The organism is Dactylosporangium sp. NPDC051541, from assembly GCF_044454505.1.
Classification (GTDB): Bacteria; Actinomycetota; Actinomycetes; order Mycobacteriales; family Micromonosporaceae; genus Dactylosporangium.
The window spans coordinates 306,911-322,924 of sequence record NZ_JBITDU010000006.1; the positions used below are offsets into that span (position 1 = coordinate 306,911).

At 69.2% G+C, this 16,014-nt stretch carries 14 protein-coding genes and 2 tRNA genes; 8 read left to right on the forward strand and 8 right to left on the reverse strand.

Going from position 1 to position 16,014, the window contains the following annotated elements; all coding sequences use genetic code 11:
* Window positions 1-105: 105 nt before the first annotated feature.
* Window positions 106-1,113, forward strand: coding sequence for a sugar phosphate isomerase/epimerase family protein (locus ACIA8L_RS27995; protein WP_395909440.1), 1,008 nt, complete (start codon window positions 106-108; stop codon window positions 1,111-1,113).
* 77 nt (window positions 1,114-1,190) lie between these two features.
* Here ACIA8L_RS27995 and ACIA8L_RS28000 read toward each other — a convergent pair whose 3' ends face one another.
* Window positions 1,191-1,517, reverse strand: a complete 327-nt coding sequence (locus tag ACIA8L_RS28000) for a hypothetical protein (RefSeq protein WP_395909441.1) — start codon at window positions 1,515-1,517, stop codon at window positions 1,191-1,193.
* Between the two features lie 221 nt (window positions 1,518-1,738).
* On the opposite strand from ACIA8L_RS28000, the gene ACIA8L_RS28005 reads away from it, so the two are divergent.
* Window positions 1,739-1,811, forward strand: a tRNA-Asn gene (locus tag ACIA8L_RS28005).
* A gap of 91 nt (window positions 1,812-1,902) precedes the next feature.
* A tRNA-Ile gene (locus ACIA8L_RS28010) sits at window positions 1,903-1,976 on the forward strand.
* A gap of 462 nt (window positions 1,977-2,438) precedes the next feature.
* Here the strand turns inward: ACIA8L_RS28010 and ACIA8L_RS28015 are convergent.
* Entirely contained in the window at window positions 2,439-3,410 is a 972-nt protein-coding gene (locus ACIA8L_RS28015) for a hypothetical protein (protein ID WP_395909442.1), read from the reverse strand.
* Here ACIA8L_RS28015 and ACIA8L_RS28020 point away from each other — a divergent pair.
* Both ACIA8L_RS28020 and ACIA8L_RS28025 read left to right on the forward strand, forming a co-directional pair.
* Window positions 3,397-3,948 carry a hypothetical protein gene (locus tag ACIA8L_RS28020; RefSeq protein ID WP_395909443.1) on the forward strand — a complete coding sequence of 184 codons (552 nt, stop codon included), beginning with the start codon at window positions 3,397-3,399 and terminating at the stop codon, window positions 3,946-3,948. The two genes, ACIA8L_RS28015 and ACIA8L_RS28020, sit on opposite strands and share 14 nt — an antisense overlap.
* Window positions 3,949-4,401: 453 nt before the next feature.
* Window positions 4,402-5,064 (forward strand): hypothetical protein, encoded by a 663-nt coding sequence (locus ACIA8L_RS28025; RefSeq protein ID WP_395909444.1) that lies wholly within the window; start codon window positions 4,402-4,404, stop codon window positions 5,062-5,064.
* A 606-nt stretch (window positions 5,065-5,670) separates the two neighbouring features.
* On the opposite strand, the gene ACIA8L_RS28030 is transcribed toward ACIA8L_RS28025, so the two are convergent.
* On the reverse strand, window positions 5,671-6,231 hold the full coding sequence (locus ACIA8L_RS28030; RefSeq protein WP_395909445.1) for a hypothetical protein: 561 nt from the start codon (window positions 6,229-6,231) through the stop codon (window positions 5,671-5,673).
* Between the two features lie 283 nt (window positions 6,232-6,514).
* Here ACIA8L_RS28030 and ACIA8L_RS28035 point away from each other — a divergent pair, with 283 nt between their 5' ends.
* Both ACIA8L_RS28035 and ACIA8L_RS28040 read left to right on the forward strand, forming a co-directional pair.
* The gene (locus ACIA8L_RS28035; protein WP_395909447.1) at window positions 6,515-7,069 is read left to right on the forward strand and encodes a Uma2 family endonuclease; all 555 of its coding nucleotides are present in this window, start codon (window positions 6,515-6,517) and stop codon (window positions 7,067-7,069) included.
* A gap of 296 nt (window positions 7,070-7,365) precedes the next feature.
* A complete protein-coding gene (locus ACIA8L_RS28040) occupies window positions 7,366-7,689 on the forward strand; it encodes a hypothetical protein (RefSeq protein ID WP_395909448.1) in 324 nt (107 codons plus the stop codon).
* A 2-nt stretch (window positions 7,690-7,691) separates the two neighbouring features.
* Here the strand turns inward: ACIA8L_RS28040 and ACIA8L_RS28045 are convergent, their stop codons facing one another.
* Window positions 7,692-8,384, reverse strand: coding sequence for a DUF4386 domain-containing protein (locus ACIA8L_RS28045; protein WP_395909449.1), 693 nt, complete (start codon window positions 8,382-8,384; stop codon window positions 7,692-7,694).
* 98 nt (window positions 8,385-8,482) lie between these two features.
* Here ACIA8L_RS28045 and ACIA8L_RS28050 point away from each other — a divergent pair, with 98 nt between their 5' ends.
* Window positions 8,483-9,136, forward strand: coding sequence for a TetR family transcriptional regulator (locus tag ACIA8L_RS28050; protein WP_395909450.1), 654 nt, complete (start codon window positions 8,483-8,485; stop codon window positions 9,134-9,136).
* Window positions 9,137-9,263: 127 nt separating this feature from the next.
* On the opposite strand, the gene ACIA8L_RS28055 is transcribed toward ACIA8L_RS28050, so the two are convergent.
* From ACIA8L_RS28055 to ACIA8L_RS28070, 4 genes are all read right to left on the reverse strand, one after another.
* Window positions 9,264-11,213 (reverse strand): hypothetical protein, encoded by a 1,950-nt coding sequence (locus tag ACIA8L_RS28055; RefSeq protein WP_395909452.1) that lies wholly within the window; start codon window positions 11,211-11,213, stop codon window positions 9,264-9,266.
* A gap of 117 nt (window positions 11,214-11,330) precedes the next feature.
* Entirely contained in the window at window positions 11,331-12,281 is a 951-nt protein-coding gene (locus ACIA8L_RS28060) for an alpha/beta hydrolase (protein ID WP_395909454.1), read from the reverse strand.
* Window positions 12,282-12,326: 45 nt separating this feature from the next.
* Entirely contained in the window at window positions 12,327-13,172 is an 846-nt protein-coding gene (locus ACIA8L_RS28065; protein ID WP_395909455.1) for a helix-turn-helix domain-containing protein, read from the reverse strand.
* 9 nt (window positions 13,173-13,181) lie between these two features.
* Complete coding sequence (locus ACIA8L_RS28070; protein ID WP_395909456.1) at window positions 13,182-15,986, reverse strand: AfsR/SARP family transcriptional regulator; 2,805 nt, start codon at window positions 15,984-15,986, stop codon at window positions 13,182-13,184.
* Window positions 15,987-16,014 lie beyond the last annotated feature (28 nt).

Sequence of the window (16,014 nt, forward strand, 5' to 3'; positions counted from 1 at the left end):
GGCGGGGTACCTCTAGGATTGGGGTGTGGGGGCGCAACCCACTCGATTCTCGTTCCGTTCACAGGTTTCCCTCGCGCCTGGACCCTTCATCCGGAGGACAGCAGCATGGCGCGTCCAATCACGCTCTTCACCGGCCAGTGGGCCGACCTCCCGTTCGAGGAAGTCTGCCGGCTCGCGTCCGAATGGGGCTACGACGGCCTCGAGATCGCCTGCTGGGGCGACCACTTCGAGGTCGACAAGGCCCTCGCCGACGAGTCCTATGTGGACCGCAAGCGGGAGACGCTCGCGAAGTACAACCTGAACGTCTGGGCCATCTCCAACCACCTCGTCGGGCAGGCCGTCTGCGACCACCCCATCGACCAGCGGCACCAGGGCATCCTGCCGGCCCGGATCTGGGGCGGCGGCGCGCCCGAGGGCGTCCGGCAGCGCGCCGCCGACGAGATCAAGGACACCGCGCGGGCCGCCCGCAAGCTCGGCGTCGACGTGGTCATCGGCTTCACGGGATCGTCCATCTGGCACACATTGGCCATGTTCCCGCCGGTACCCCCAGAAATGATTGAAGCCGGCTATCAGGACTTCGCGGACCGCTGGAACCCGATCCTCGACGTGTTCGACGAGGTCGGTGTGCGGTTCGCGCACGAGGTGCACCCGAGCGAGATCGCCTACGACTACTGGACCACGAAGCGCACGCTGGAGGCGATCGGCCACCGCGAGGCGTTCGGCCTCAACTGGGACCCGTCACACTTCGTGTGGCAGGAGCTCGACCCGGTCAACTTCATCTTCGACTTCGCCGACCGGATCTACCACGTCGACTGCAAGGACGCCAAGGTCCGCACCGGCGACGGCCGCCGCGGCCGGCTCGCCTCCCACCTGCCGTGGGCCGACCTGCGCCGCGGCTGGGACTTCGTCTCCACCGGCCACGGCGACGTGCCGTGGGAGGACTGCTTCCGGGCGCTGAACGCGATCGGCTACAAGGGCCCGCTGTCGATCGAATGGGAGGACGCCGGCATGGACCGCCTCGTCGGCGCGCCCGAAGCCCTGAAGTTCGTCCGCGGCCTGGCCTTCGACGCGCCTACGGCCGCCTTCGACGCGGCGTTCTCGTCTTCGTCGTGATGCTGTGAAAGGCCGGCCCCGAACGGGGCCGGCCTTTCATGCTTCGGGCATCATTTTTTACGCTTTTGGGCGTTTTGTCAGAAGCTCGTCCCGGACGAAGGCGTGCTCGAGGTCGCGTAGTCCCGCTCGATCTCAGGCGTGCTCGACGTCTTGTTCAGGAACCGCTGCCCGACCTCGGTCTCCGCGAGCCGGCTGTTGGCCAGCTTGTCGGTGACCTTGGTCTTGCCTTCGCTGTAGAGCCGCGTCGCCTGCTCCTGGACAACCCCGGCCGCTTCCTGGACCGTCGGGCTCTCCTTGATCTTCAGAGCAGTGGCCTTGAGCTCCTCATACTTCTCCCGACCAGCCCGGGACCCGAGCACAAAGCCCGCGGCCAGACCGCCGAGGAACAGTAGCTTGCCGCGCATGGCGACGACCTCCTTCTCAGCGGCGCTAGGTATCAGTCCAGAAGTGCGCCGCCTGTGTTGTCATACCCGCTCATCGTCGTCCCGACACATGGATCTTGCCCCGTTTGCCCCGCCACGGCACCCGAACGTGGATACCCGGTGGCGAAGACCCCCGGGTTCGTGCTGTACTCTTTCCCGGTCGCCCTCGAACGGTTTGATCCGGTTCGGAGGGCGATGAACGATCCCGCGTAGCTCAATTGGCAGAGCAGCCGGCTGTTAACCGGCAGGTTATAGGTTCGAGTCCTATCGCGGGAGCATTCAAGGCCTCTTCGGAGGCCTTTTTTTCACGTCCACGCCCGTCGCGGGCGGCATTGGACTTGCGCGGCTCGGTAAGCTTGCGACGCTCGGGGCGGTAGCTCAGCAGGTTAGAGCTGGGGACTCATAATCCCTTGGTCGCGGGTTCGAGTCCCGCCCGCCCCACTGTGACATTGCGCCGTTGGCGCGGCGGGGGAGGCTTCGCCTCCACCCGCACCCCCTCACGATCCACGCCACGGGCGCCAGGCCCCAAGGGGCTGAGCTCAGCTTTGGGGCTGTCGCTCGACGCGGGCCCCTCCGGCGAAGACGTGTCTCTTCGGGCCTCTAGTGCGATCGTCTCCTGTTTGGGGTGTCTTACCCCATTCGCCGGTTGTCGAATCGTCGAGGGTGCGCGACTCGAATGCCGAGATGCGGCGGTCGACGGCGACGGTCTCGGTATCAGGTGGCGGCCTCCTGTCGTGAGCCAACCGCTGGACGTTACTCAGCGAGCATCGTGGCGGATCGCTTGAAGGGAGTAGGAGCCTCCCTTGCGCTCGCGCTCCGCCGTGGTGGGCTCGGGTCGCTCAGTGCGGGCTCGCGGCGGCGCCTGGGTCGATCTGGGCGGGCTCGCGGCGGCGCCTGGGTCGCTCAGTGCGGGCTCGCGGCGGCGCCTGGGTCGATCTGGGCGATCAAGTCGGCGACGAAGTCCGCAGCGTGGCGGGCTGCCCGGGACTGGTGGTCGTCCGTCTTCTGTATGCCCCAGTCGGAGATGCCCTTGACGAGGATCCAGTCGCACTTGGCCTGCTCGGCGGCCGCGTAGAGACCGGCTGCTTCCATTTCGCCCGCGACCGCTTCTTCGTTCAGGGCTTGCAGTCTTGCGCGTTCTTCCCGGCTGTTCACCAGCGTGTTCAGCGAAAGCATGTGGCCGAAGTGGACTTTCGGTATGCGGTGCCGCCCGAGCGTGCGGGCGTGGCTGAGCAGATTGCTTGTTGCCTCCGTGCGCGGCCCGCGATTGATTTCGTATTGCGAACCGTCGGGGCGGGTGGTCAGCTTCCGGTGATCGACAGCGCACAGCTGAGTGGCGACAACGACGTCACCCAGCCGCTGATCTCCGCCATCGAGGTCGTGGGCGTTGAGCCCGTAACAGACTCCGGTGAGCACCAGGAACGCCGGATCGAGATGCTTGATCAAATTGTCGACTGTCCAGGGCATCGAACCTGCGCCGACCGTGCCTTGCTCACTTTGCGCGAGAACGATTCTTGCCCCACCGTGTGTTCCGAGCAGGGTCACGGCCTTCGCGCCGGCCTTGCCCGGCTTGGGTATCAACCCGGGTGCTCGCGCGGCGAAGGCCTCCTCTACGGCCCCGCACTCGGTCTCGTTGACGACCACGATCGCCACCGTCGGCCCGGATGCCATCCGCTCGACAGCCTTGTACATGAGATCCCTTCGTGCCCGCTGGTATCGGATACGCCATTTCAGGGTCATGACGACGGATACCGCCATGACCGGCACGAGAATCGTGACGAGCACCCCGATGATCTGGGACGGCGCCGTCGCCGGTGATGGAAACTGGAAGTAGATGTGTCTGGCGATCCACGCCAGCGCCTTGACGAAGGTCACCGGCCGGGATCCACAGTCCCTCGGCCGAACAAGCCTGACGCTCGAACGAGGCCACGACCAGGGCCGACACACCCAGCGCGGCGAGCGTGGCGAGAAGGATGAGCCGGATGCCACTCAACGGCCGGACGGCATCATGGTCAGGTCGTTCAAAATGCTTCGTGGCGCCGATGACGAACCAGCCGGTGCGTGGAACCGACTCAAGGGATGGCAGCTCGCCGGCCAGTGTCCGGACATCAGCGCCGGTGAAGTTCTCGGCTCGCACACCTACGTACCCCGAGCCGAACGCCGGATCATCCGGCATGAAGGTCTCGGTCAACTTCCGCGCCCGCTGGGACGCCTCCGTGCAGAGCCTATCGACGTTATCGGGGACGACCGCGTGGAAGAACGTGATCGTCCAGTGATGACCACGCACTTCATTGCCGAAGATGTCGTCGTCGGACATGTCCGCCCTCGTGGATCGGAAGAGCGACCAGATGAGCCGCGCCACCCCGACGACCATGTCAGCGGCGACAAGCCCGACTCCTCCCACGATCAGTAACAACGCAATCCATGCGGCTTTCGAGGAGATAAGGGCAAGCGGGACCGCAATGATCAAGCCGATCGCGGCCGGCCCGAAGGGCACGATGACTTGCCAAGTCCGAGCCAGCCATCCGAGCGCCCGCACACGTCTGGGCAGCCACTTCATCGCCCTGTTCCAGTCGGCCCGGCGGGCAATCGGCGGCTCGATAACGGCAAATGCCTCGGCCGATCCCCATACCAGGCGCCCTTCCCTGTCCGCCAGGTACAGGAGGTGCGGAAGCGGTGGCAGTGCACGAAACATCCCGAGACCGCGGCGACGGAAAGCAGCCCGGGCCTGGCGTGTCTCTCGCGTTCGTGGCAGGCCGGCGACCAGAGAGCGAAATTCCCGATAGGTCAGGCCTGACGTTGCTCCAGGCGGAAGTCCCTCTTGCACAGTCGTCGAGAATAGAGGAACAAGAGAGGCGGGTGCCCGGTGGAATTCGTGTGGGGAGTGCTCAGTTCGCTGGCCGCAAGCCTTCTGGTAGCCGGAATCGCGTGGCTCGCGTCGAAAAGACTCAGGCAGAGAATGATCACTTGGCTCGCTCGGCTGAACGGCACCGGAGTCACCCACACGTATCCCAGGCAGTCCGAGGCGAACGCGGTGCTAGCCGCGGATCTTCGCCAAGCCAAATGGGTCCGCGTCTTCGCCAGCCGCGGCAACGAGTTGACTCGCGACAGCTTCGTGCACCTGTGGAACCGCCGCGCCGGCACGGTACCAGTCGAAATCCTGCTTCCCAATGCGCTCAGTGCCCCCGACTCCTGGTTGGTTCAGCGTGAACAGGAGGTGGGCGAGCACGACCTCGCCTTTCGGACGGGTCTCCTCGGCCGCCAGGTCCAGGCCAATCTGGACTACCTCCGCGCGCACGTCGGGGGCCGGCCGGAGGTCGAGGTCAGGCTTTACGATTTCCCGCACCTTGCCCGCGTGATCGCCACCGACCGCGTCGCATACCTGACCACGTACTCCGCCCGCGAGCACGGCCGCAACTCGCCATGCGTCGTCTTCCAGAATCCGAGCCCGATGTACGACTTCTGTCTTCGAATCTTCGATCTGGCCTGGTCCCGGGCGAGTGCGGCCGATCTCGCGCAGGACTCGTGACCCTCGAGTTGCTGTGGTGTTCGGGGCCTGGTTTCTGATCGTCCGGCCGATGCTGTTCGCTGCCGGCACCCGGCCGCTACCGTAGCCAACATCACCGGGCACGCCGGCCTGGCCCGCGTGGGCATCGTCTTGGAGCTGAGGGTTGTGCTCACCCAGGCGATGGGCCGCCGTATGGTTCTATCGACTGCGGTGGACTTTCGCAACGGCCGCTTGGTGCGTCAGGCCGGCGTAGCGACCACTGGCTGCGCTGACGCTGCCAGCTCACCGGCTCCCACGCTCACAGCGCTGCGCCCTGGTCCAGGCAGACGTGGTTTGCTGGTGGTTGGCCGGGCCGAGTTCACCTTTCCCACGTCGATGAACTCGACGGTGTGATGCGGTCCCACTCGTGCCAGCACCTTATGCAATCTTAGGTCCGTGTCTGATGTGCTGGTCGCGACGGAGGCGGGCGGAACGCACGCGTTATCAGCCCTCCGGCGTCGTTTTCACCGGCGACGGTGCGTCATCCGCTCCAGGTGGCGTACGTCAGTCAATGTAGATCGAGTTGGACGCAGCACACTTCACAACTCCCACGCCCGGCGGCGAGTGCGTCGGCGGTTGGCACCCAGGTCAGGTCGCCCCGAGTCCCGCCGCGTCGTTCGACCTGCCGCCAGCCTCATGGAGAGCTCGGCAGCCTTCGCTGAGGTGGAAGACGGCGCCGCCTGACGTGATCGCAACGCGGGCCGGGAAGCCGGTCGGCCGGGGTCGACATCGCCAACATTGGTCGAGGATGAGGTCATGGACGCATCGAGTGTCGGAGTGCCGGATGACGCTGAGCATTCCTTGCCGCGCTAAAACTTTCGCTCGTGCGATCATCGGGGTCGATCCCTCGGCGGCGACTGAAACCCACTCCACCCGGTGGGGCTGCGAAGCCGTGTTGAGGCGTTGCTGGAAGGCGGTATCGACGAGATCAGTCGACGCTGTAGTGCTCGCGGCGTGCAGTCGCACGGCAACGGGTCTGGTCAACCGTTCGAGCGCCTCGATCGCCGCCGTTCCGACCATCAGACGGACCGTCGTCGGCGCGGACTCGCCGCCGTGAAGCTCCCTCTCATGGGTGCCGTAGCGGAGCACTGCTCCCCATCCGCCCGCACCGGGTATGCCGTCACACACCCCGGCAAGGTAGGCGTCCACGGCCTGTTCCCGAGTTGGGCCAGTCAATGAGTCCCTCCTTGCCGGTCGATCCTTCGAACGGGCTCCTCCTCGCAATACATCGTATTTGACGAATGTCCGACAAGAGGTGGCGCGCAAGCGGTGGGCGCGCATCGACACGTTGGCAGCGCCCGGCTGCATGCGGCGTCGCTGCGCCGTCAGTGCTCGCGTCGAGGCAGACTGAGTACCGGCTGCGAGTCACGGGTGCCGTGGCTGGCTCTCGCGGCGTGCGTTGGGAGTCTTGCTGGTTGGTAAGCTTGGGTCCATGACTCAGCCCGCGCTCGCGTACCGATGGAGCCAGAGCGAGTTCGTTCGTGCCTGGGAAGCCAGGGCTTTCGACCACCGGGTGGAACTCGTCGAGGGAGAGATCTGGCCAGTGGTGATCGGATCTTGGCATGGTGACACGGTTGGCCAGGTGCTGGCATTGCTGCCCCGGACCGGGGTTCGGGTGACAACGGCGACGCTGCCTACCGGGGGTTCGTTGCCCGATCCTGACTGCTGGGTGCGACGGGCCGATGCGGAGCCGGTCGGGACCATCGGATCGAGGCTGTCGGTGTGGGGCCCATCCGATGTGTTGTTGGTTGTCGAGGTAGCTGACGAGACCACGATTCAGGACCTGAACGTCAAGGCCAGGCTGTATGGCCAGGCCGGCTATGCCGTCTACTGGGTGATCACTCAGGAGGCGATCTACGAACACACTGGACCCATCGCGACGGGCTATCGAACCCGAGTCGAGTACCTTCACGGTGAACGTATCTCCGTCCCATACGCCGGCGTCGAGCTCGCCGTTGACGACCTGATCGCTTCGGATGCCGTTTGAGCGCGCGGTATGCTCTCCAACCGGTGACGCCTCCTTAAGGATCGTTAGGTAGTCCCACTCTGCCGGCGATACCGTCGCGCGGCGATGCCTGCAATAGGTCAGCCAGCAACCATGATCGACCGGTTCGCATTGTGCATCGTCCGCTCCACCATCACAGTGACCTGTATGTTCGCGCCGAGCATGTGATGCAGTGCGCGAACCGTGAGCCGCCCGGTCGCGCGCCGCGCCGATCGAAGGTCGGTCTGTGCCGATCCCGGCTTCATCCATCGGGGCTTGTTGGTATTCGGTGTGCAGCGATGTCCGTCTTTGTCGGGAGCACCGGGCGGGACGCCTTCGACGCCAACGAGGCGGGTGCGCGGCGGGCCGTGCTCGTCGCTGATGGCTACGTCGACCTCGACGCCGGGAAGTTCGATGCGCTCATCGTCGAAGGCGTCGAGTATGGGGCGGCCGGGGTGGCGTTGACGGTCGCCGTGCCGTATCGGCCGGCTGCGGGCTCGGGGCGGCGTTCCGGGCCGGCGTCGACTCTCACCCCGAGGCGGCCGTGGTCTGGGATGAGCACCTCGACGATTCGATCTGATCCGGCGGCGGAAAGCGGGCAAGGAGCTAAGGCCGGCGTCTAGCTTCAGCTCTGGGCGGGCAGGTCGGCTGGGTGGGGGGTGGCCGGCTGGCGGGCGCCGCGGATCAGGAGGTAGCCGATCATCCAGAACTCCGCGATGCTCGCCGGTGCGGCCAGGAGGGTGGTCGCCAGGTCGGCGGTGGGGAGCAGGAATGTCACGAACGCCGCGATGACGTAGCCGCAGCCGCCGGCTATCAGGAGGCGGCCCAGTGTCTGGGGCATCCAGCCTGAGCGCAGTACACACAGGCCCATCGGCATCAGCCACAGACCGAAGAACAGGTTGCCGGCCGCCCAGCAGTTGGCGCTGAGCAGGTACAGCGTCTGCACTCCGGCGGCGGCGTCGCCCACGTGCTGCTGGGCGACGTCGGCCGCGGTGGCCAGGGCGGCCGTGCTGCCCAGGATGGCCACGGCGTTGACCAGGCCGAACGCGGCGATGCCGGCGGCGGCTACCGGGTCGGTGGTGCGGAACAGGCGGTAGGACCAGGCCGCGGTCAGGGCCTGGGTGAGGACCACGCCGAGTTCCAGGGCGATGCCGGCTCGGGCCAGGAGGTCGTGTTCGGCCAGGTTGGCCAGCGTCGCGGCCGGGTCGCCGTCGGCGAACAGGATCGGGCGGATGGTCAGGAAACCCAGTGCGCCGGTGATGGCCAGGCCCAGGTACAGCAGGCCGGTCTGGCGGGCGGTGCGAGTCAGCGTCTGCACAGTACCAACACCCCTTGGTTTTCGGCCTTACAACGTAAGGTGCCTTACACTGTAAGGCGTGTAGGGTCGGCGCGCAAGGACGGCAGAACGGGACTGGTGTGCGGGAACGGGAACCACTCAGCCGCGAGCGGGTGCTGGTCGTGGCGGTCGGGCTGGCTGACGCCGACGGCATCGCGAAGCTGACCATGCGCCGGCTCGCGGCCGAGCTCGGTGTCGAGGCGATGTCGCTGTATTACCACCTGCCGGGCAAGACCGGCCTGCTCGACGGGCTGCTGGAGACCGTGCTCGCCGAGGTCGTGGCCGCGACTCGGGCCGTGCCGCTCGCCGGCGACTGGCGGGTGACGCTGCGCGGATGGTTTCTCGCCGCCCGCGAGGTCATGCTGCGCCATCCGTGGGCGCCGGGGCTGCTCGGGCCGGGGCGGGCGATCCCGCCGAGTGTGTTCGCGTACTACGAGCTGATCCTGGCCAGCCTCATCGAGGCCGGTTTCTCCTACCGCATCGCGCACCGGGCCTTGCACGCGTTCGGGAGCATGCCGCTCGGGTTCGTGCAGGAGACCTTCGGGCCGGCCGCCGACGGCGACCTGGACGAGCAGCAGCTGGCGGCGATGGCGGAGACAATGCCGCATGTGGCCGCCATGGTCGCCGCCGAGCTGCACGATGCCGCGGACCCGACACTGGGCTGGTGCGACAGCGGGGTCGAGTTCGCGTTCACGCTCGACCTGCTGTTCGACAGTTTGGAACGGTACCGGTAGCGACATAAGGCCGGCATAAGCAAAAGTCCTAACGCCCGCCTTATGCGCCCCGGCGTTTGATGAGCCCATGAACGTGGCGCTGGGCGCTGGTGGTGCACATCCCCACCAGCGCCCGAAGGAGATGCGGTCAGGCGATCCAGTACGAGTACAGGTCGCCGCCGTCGACGGTGAAGCGGAGCTTGACCTGCTGGCCGGCCAGGCTGGACAGGGACGCGCCGCTCGCCCACGTCACCGCCGCGTCCAGCTGGTCGCCGGTGATGGGGTTGGACGTCGCGACCACGGTGCCGGAGGAGTTCAGGAGCTCGACCTTCACCGTGCCGCCGGCGAAGACGTCGGTGTTGAGGTGCAGAGTGCTGCCTGTGTAGGTGATCGCCTTCGTCGTGACGGTGCCGGGGTCGTCGCCGGCGTTGCGGAGGGAGACGAAGCCGTCGCGGCGCCAGGTGGCCTGGTTGATTTTGGCGGTCTGGGTGGGGCCGCCGCCGTGGTCGACGTTGAAGCCGCCGTAGTACACCGAGACCGTGGTCGCGGTGGTCTGCATGGTGCTGGAGGTGAAGATCATCGAGTCGTCCCAGGCGCCCTGGTCGCCGAGGGGGAGGATCGGGTCGCGGGCCGGGCGGGACCAGCGCAGCAGGTTCTGGTCGCGGGAGGTGGCCAGCTGGGGGACGATCGGGCCGCTGCCGGCGTTGTTGGCACCACTGTCGATGATGGTGAACATCCAGGGCATCGCGAGGTAGACGCCCTCATACGGGTACACCGGCATGCCGTAGACCTGTGCCTCCAGGCCGCCCGTGCCGCGCGCCGCTTCGTCGTCGCGGTAGTCGCCCTCCACCGCCATCCGCGGTGTCGTCCAGGTCAGGAAGTCGGTGCTGGTCGAGACCCAGGCCATGCGGTCGTTGGTGCCGGGCGACGCGGAGATGTCGACGGTGCGCTGCTTGGTGGTGGCGATGAAGCGGCCGTGCGCGGCGTCGAGGGCCACGTTGGACACGTCGCCATACGGCAGGACCGGGGTGGTGCCGTACTGCGTCCAGACGATGCCGTCCGGCGAGAAGAACGCGTAGTAGCCGAGGGTCGCGTGGGTGGCGTCGGCGGCGATGAAGGTGAGCATCTTGTACCGCCGGCCGGCGTCGGTGGCGGCGGCGTCGTAGATGACGGTGCCGCCCTTGTCGCCGACGATGTTGTTCGCGGTCGAGCCCTGATAGTCGTACTGCCCCAGGTTGGGCTTGGTCCACGTGATGCCGTCGGTGCTCGTGGCGTAGCACAGCAGGTAGGCCAGCGTCGCGTTGTAGCACGTGTACCACATCTTGTAGGCCGCTCCAGGGCTGCCGGTGATGACCGAGCCGTAGATGTAGTCGCTGCTCTCCCACGGCTTGTCCGGGACGATGACCGGCGTCGCCCGCTTCACCGCGGGGTGGACCTTGCGCCCGACGTTGACGGCCGACTCGATGCGGTAGTCGTCGGTGAACAGTTCGCGGGTGGTGCCCAGTGCCGCGGTGTAGGCCGGCGCGGCGGCCACGAGGGAGGCCTCGTCGACATAGGTGACGCCCTGCACATTGGTACCGCTGTAGATGAGCACGGCCGCGTGGACGGTCCCGGCGGGCGCGGTCAGTGTCACCGACGCCTGCTGCCACGAGGTGCTGAACGCCGGCGTGGTCTGGGCGACGCCGATCCGGGTGTTGGTGGCGTCGTAGAACTCCAGGTAGAGCGAGGCCTCGGTGCCGGACGCGCCTTTGAACCAGGCCTTGGCGGTGTAGCTCACGTCGGCGTAGGCGCTGACGTAGTGCCGGATGTAGATGTTGTCGGCGGCGGTGGCGTCGGTGACCCGCAGCGCCTCCCAGCCGCCGTGCCGGTTGGCCTCGGTGCTAATGAGGATCGCGTCGTTGGCGCCGGTCTTCGTCATCGTCCAGCCGACCGGGTGCAGCGCCTGGTCGCCGACGTCGAACGACGGGTTGGCGAGCAGGTTGCCGTCGACGGCCACGGCCGGGTCGGGCAGCGGGCCGCCGGCGGCGGGGGAGCTGCCCAGCGGGATCAGGGTCAGGGCGATGAGCCCGGCCGCGGCGAGCACGATCGAACGTTTCACGCGGTTCTCCAAACACTCGTTGGAGCGGTTGCGATCACCTCACGTGAAACTTCGTTCCATGTCAATACATCCATCGATGCCGTTGTCGCGCACTCGGGCCCGGCCCCGGATACCGGCTCAGTGAAGGCGACCGCGCAGAAAGTCGAGGATCTCCCGGCGCGCGGTGCGGGCCGCCGGGACGAGGCCGGGCGTGCTCAGAAACGCGTGGGTCGCCCGCGGATAGCAGCTCAGCCGGGCCTCGACGCCGGCTTCGCGGAGCCGCTCGGCGTATCGACGGCCGTGGTCGGCCACCGGGTCCAGCGCGGCCGTGACGATCAGCGCCGGTGGCAGCCCGGCGAGGTCCGCGAACTTCAGCGGCGACACGGTGTGTGGGTCCAGCGCCGGCGGCAGGCTGAGCTTGCGGGCGGCCCGCAGCCGCGGCAGGGGCAGAGTCGGGTTGTCGGCGTGCTCGGCGACCGACGCGTAGTCGGCCCACGTCTCGGTCCAGTCGGTGGCCGGATAGTTCAGCACCTGCGCGCGCAGTGGCGGCCCTTCCGCGCGGGCGCGCAGAGCGACGAGCGCGGCGATCATGCCGCCGGCGCTTTCGCCCACGACCGCGACGGCTCCCGGGTCGATGCCCCAACCGGCCGCGTCCGCGACGATGGCGGTGAGGGTCTCGGAGCCGTCATCGACAGGCAGAGGCAGCGGGTGTACTGGCGCGAGCCGGTACTCCACCGCGACGACCACGGCCGGCAGGCCGGCCGCGAGGCGACTGTTGAGCCAGTCGTTCTGCACGGCCGTGCCGCCGATGAACCCGCCACCGTGGAACGACACGACCAGCGGCAGGTCAGGTGCGAAACGCTTCGGCCGGTGTACTCGCAGCGGCAGACGCCGCCCGGTGAGCTCGATCGGCACCGTCGCGATGCGGGCGCGCCGGTCCGCAAACCCGGTGACGATCCGCCCGGCCCGGGACGCCGCGGCCCGGTTGGCCCGGTCCCGCGCGGCGATCACCTGCTCGTGGGTCATGGCCTCCCAGTCGTGGCCGTCCCGGAGGATGCGGGTGCCCAGCGGGGCTCTGCCTCGGTTCATAGCGGCCAGCATCGCCAGGCCGACGCCGGCTGTATTGGAGAAAAGTTAGTACGCGGTGGGCCAGGCGATGTCGTCGACGGCCAGCCACGGCGCGGTCGCCAGGGCCGACGGTGTCATCCCGGCGAACGCCATGACGTCGCGGCACAGGTGCGACTGGTCGGCGAAGCCGTCCTCGGCGGCCACCCGCGCGGCGTTGTGCCCGGCGGCCAGCCGGTGCGCGATGTGGTCGAACCGGACCAGCGTGGCGGCCCGCTTCGGGGTGAGCCCGACCTGCGCCCGGAACCGCGACCACAGCCGCTGCCGGCTCCAGGCCACCTCGCCGGCCAGACCCTCGACCCGGACCTGCCCGCGGCTCGTCACCATCCGCGTCCAGGCGTGCGCGACCTCCGGGTCCATCCCGCGCTCCGGCTCCCACCGCCGCGCGAGCACATCGTCCATGACCGCGAACCGCTCGTCCCACGACCCGGCGTCCCGCAGCCGCCGCCGGACGATCCCGGCGTCCGGCCCCCACAGCTCGTCCAGCCCGACCACGGCCGCCCCGGGCCCGTCGGCCCCACCCGGCACCCCGAGCACCGCGTGTGCCGCCACGGGCGAGAGCCGCACCTGCAGCACTTCGACGTCCTGGCCGTACCCCCGGAGCCGTCCCGGCCCCATCCCGAGCACGACACTGCGCCCGCGCCGCCGCAGACCACGGGCGTCATCGACGAGCAGCGCGTCACCGAAGTCGAAGAACACGGTGACCGCCGGGTAGGGGATCATCCGCAGGTCGATCGGCGCCGCCGCCGTGCTGCGGAACCCGGCCATGCCGACCCCCGCCACCCGGCCCGGCCGCGCCGGCACGGCGACGTCCACCACCGCGCCGGCGACCCGGACGAGCTCGTCGCTGCGCACGGTCCCATGCTACGAGCCGATCCGCTCGAGCCGGGCCTGTGCCTCGGTCCGGCGCTGGTCGTCGGCCAGGTCCGCGCTCAGCGCCGCGGCCCGTTCGGCGGCGTCCCGGGCCAGCCGTATCCGGCCGAGGCGGCGGTGGATGTCGGCCATGGTGATGAGCGCGTCGCAGAGCCCGGGGTCATCGTGGGTGTCGCGGTGAATGGCGACGGCCCGCTCGCCGTGGCCCAGGGCCCGATCGGGGCGGTCCAGCTCCAGGTACACGACGGCGAGGGCGCGGTGGGTGGTGCCCTGACCGGGCCGGGAGCCGGTGCGCTCACGCAGTTCGAGCACGGCCCGGTAGTGGGTGGCCGCCTCGGCCGGCTCGCCCAGCCGGCGCAGCGCGTCGCCGAGGCGGTGCAGGGCGGCGGCCTCGCCCATCGGGTTGCCGAGGTCCCGGCACACCCGGGCCACGTCCCGGTGGACGCGGGCCGCCCCGGCCGCGTCGCCCTGGGCCAGGTGGATGGCGGCGAGGTTGTGCAGGCACATCTGCTCGTCCTCGGCCAGGCCGAGCCGGCGGGCCAGCTCCAGGGCCTGCTCGAAGCTCGCGGTGGCCCGGTCGTGGTCGTGCCGGGCGAAGTACGCGGCGCCGATGTTGTTCAGGGTGCCGAGCCGGGCGTCCGGGTGCCGGTCGCGTTCGGCGGCGGCCAGCGCGGACTGCAGCAACGGCAGCAGCTCGTCCTGGCGGCCGCGGCGCCAGGCCTGCTCCACGAGGAGTTCGGGCAGCTGCCAGGCGTGCCGGTCGAAGCCGTGCCGCCCGGCCCACAGTCCGGCCGCGGCCAGGTTCTCGCGCTCGGCCTCGCACCAGGCCATGGCCTCGGTGTCGGTGGCGAACACCCGGGGGCGGACCGCCTTCGCGACCGGGAGGTCCGGCACCGGATCGCGGTCGGGGGCCAGGACCTGGACCGCGTTGACGCCGCTCAGGAGCAGCCAGTCCAGGAGCCGGCGGAGAGCGTCGGCCACACCGACCTCGGTCGCACGGTCGGCGGCGAAGCGGCGGAGCAGGTCGTGCACGCGATACCGGCGCGCCGTGTCGTGGTTGATCAGGCACATCTTGGCCAGGACGTCCAGCAGGGCCTCGGCCGTCGCGACGCCGGTGCCGAGCATGGCGGCCGATGCCTCCGGGCTGATGCTGGTGCCGGGGTACACGCCGAGCAGCCGGAAGAGGTGGGCCGCACCCGGCGGCAGCGCCTGATAGGACCAGGCGAACACGGTGCGCAGGCTGTCCTCACCGTCGGCGTCGAGCAGCCGGGCGGTGAGCTCGTCGACCAGGTCGGTCACGGCGGCGCGGGGGCGCTCGGCGACGTGCTCGCCGATGATGCGCAGTGCGAGGGGAAGTCCTGCGGCCAGCCGGGCCAGAGCGCCGACCGCGTCCGGTTCGCGGCCCGCGCGGCCCGCGCCGATGGCCCGGGTGAGCAGGTCGGTGGAGTCGGCGTCGGGCAGCGGCGGGACGGTGATGCTGCGGACACCCTCGTGCACGTTCAGGCCGCGCAGCCGGGCCCGGCTGGTGATGACCGTCAGGCACTCCTCGGCGCTGGGGATCAGCGGGCGGGCCTGGCCGGAGTCGCGGACGTTGTCGAGTACGACGAGCATCCGGCGGCCGGTGAGCAGCTGGTTGAACCGGTTCCGGCGCCGTTGCAGACCTACCGGCATCTCGTCGGCGGGCACCTCGAGGGCCTCGAGGAACCGGCCGAGCGCGTCCTCGGGGTCGATCGGCGCGCCCGGGCCGTAGGCGTTCGCGTCCAGGTAGAGCTGGCCGTCCGGGAACCGGTGCCGCTGCCGGTGTGCCCAGTGGACGGCCAGCGTGGTCTTGCCGACGCCGGGCATGCCGCTCAGCGCGACCACGCCGCTGCCGTCCGGGCCGACCAGTGCGTCGACGTCGGCCAGCAGCGAGCGCCGGCCGGTGAAGTCGCTGACGTCCTTGGGCAGCTGTGCGGGCGGCGCGGCTGCGGCCGCGACCGGGCTTGCGGCCGAAGCCGGGGTTGGGGCCGAGGCCGAGGCCGGCGTCGCGGCCGAGGCTGGTGCTGGTGCTGGTGCTGGTGCTGGGGCTGGGGCTGGGGCTGGCGCCCGGATGATAACGGCCGGATCGGCTCGCATCAGGCGGCGGAACCGGCGCCGGAACTCGTGCAGGTAGTGGCGGGCCTCCGCGTCGCGCCCGGCCGCGCACAGCGCGTCGACCCACAGCTGGGCCAGCGTCTCGTCGGGGTCGCCGGCGCCCATGAGCGGCTCGAGCTCGGCGAGGGCGCGGTGGTGCCGGCCGAGCCGCAGCTGATTCGTCACCAGCAGCTTGCGGGCGTCGAGCAGGGCGCCGGTCATGGACTCGCGGAGGTGCTCGGCCGCGGCCGTGTGCAGGTCGGCCAGTGGCTCGTCGCGCCAGAGGAGCACGGCGTCGCCGAGCAGGCCGGCCGCGGCCTGGAAGTCCCGCTGCTCGGCGGCGGTGCGGCCACCGGCCACCAGCCGCTTGAACCGATGGAAGTCGACCAGGTCCGGCTCGATGTCGAGCCGATACGCGCCCGTGCCGGGCGAGCGCATCAACGCGTCGTCGAGGCCGGCTCGGTGCAGGGCGGCACGAATTCGGCTGGCCAGCGCGTACATATTCGACCGGCGGTCCGACGGGCCCGGCCCGGACCACAGGAATTCGGCAATCGTGTCGGCCCGAACGTTTTTCCCGGCGTAATAGAGCAGCACGGCGAGCATGCCGCGTTGCTTCGCGGCGCCGAGTGGAATGCGTTGTCCGTCGGCTTCCAGAGCCGTCGGCCCCAGGATCGTGAAGTCCATGATGCCGCCCCCCAAATCGCCTTTCAGT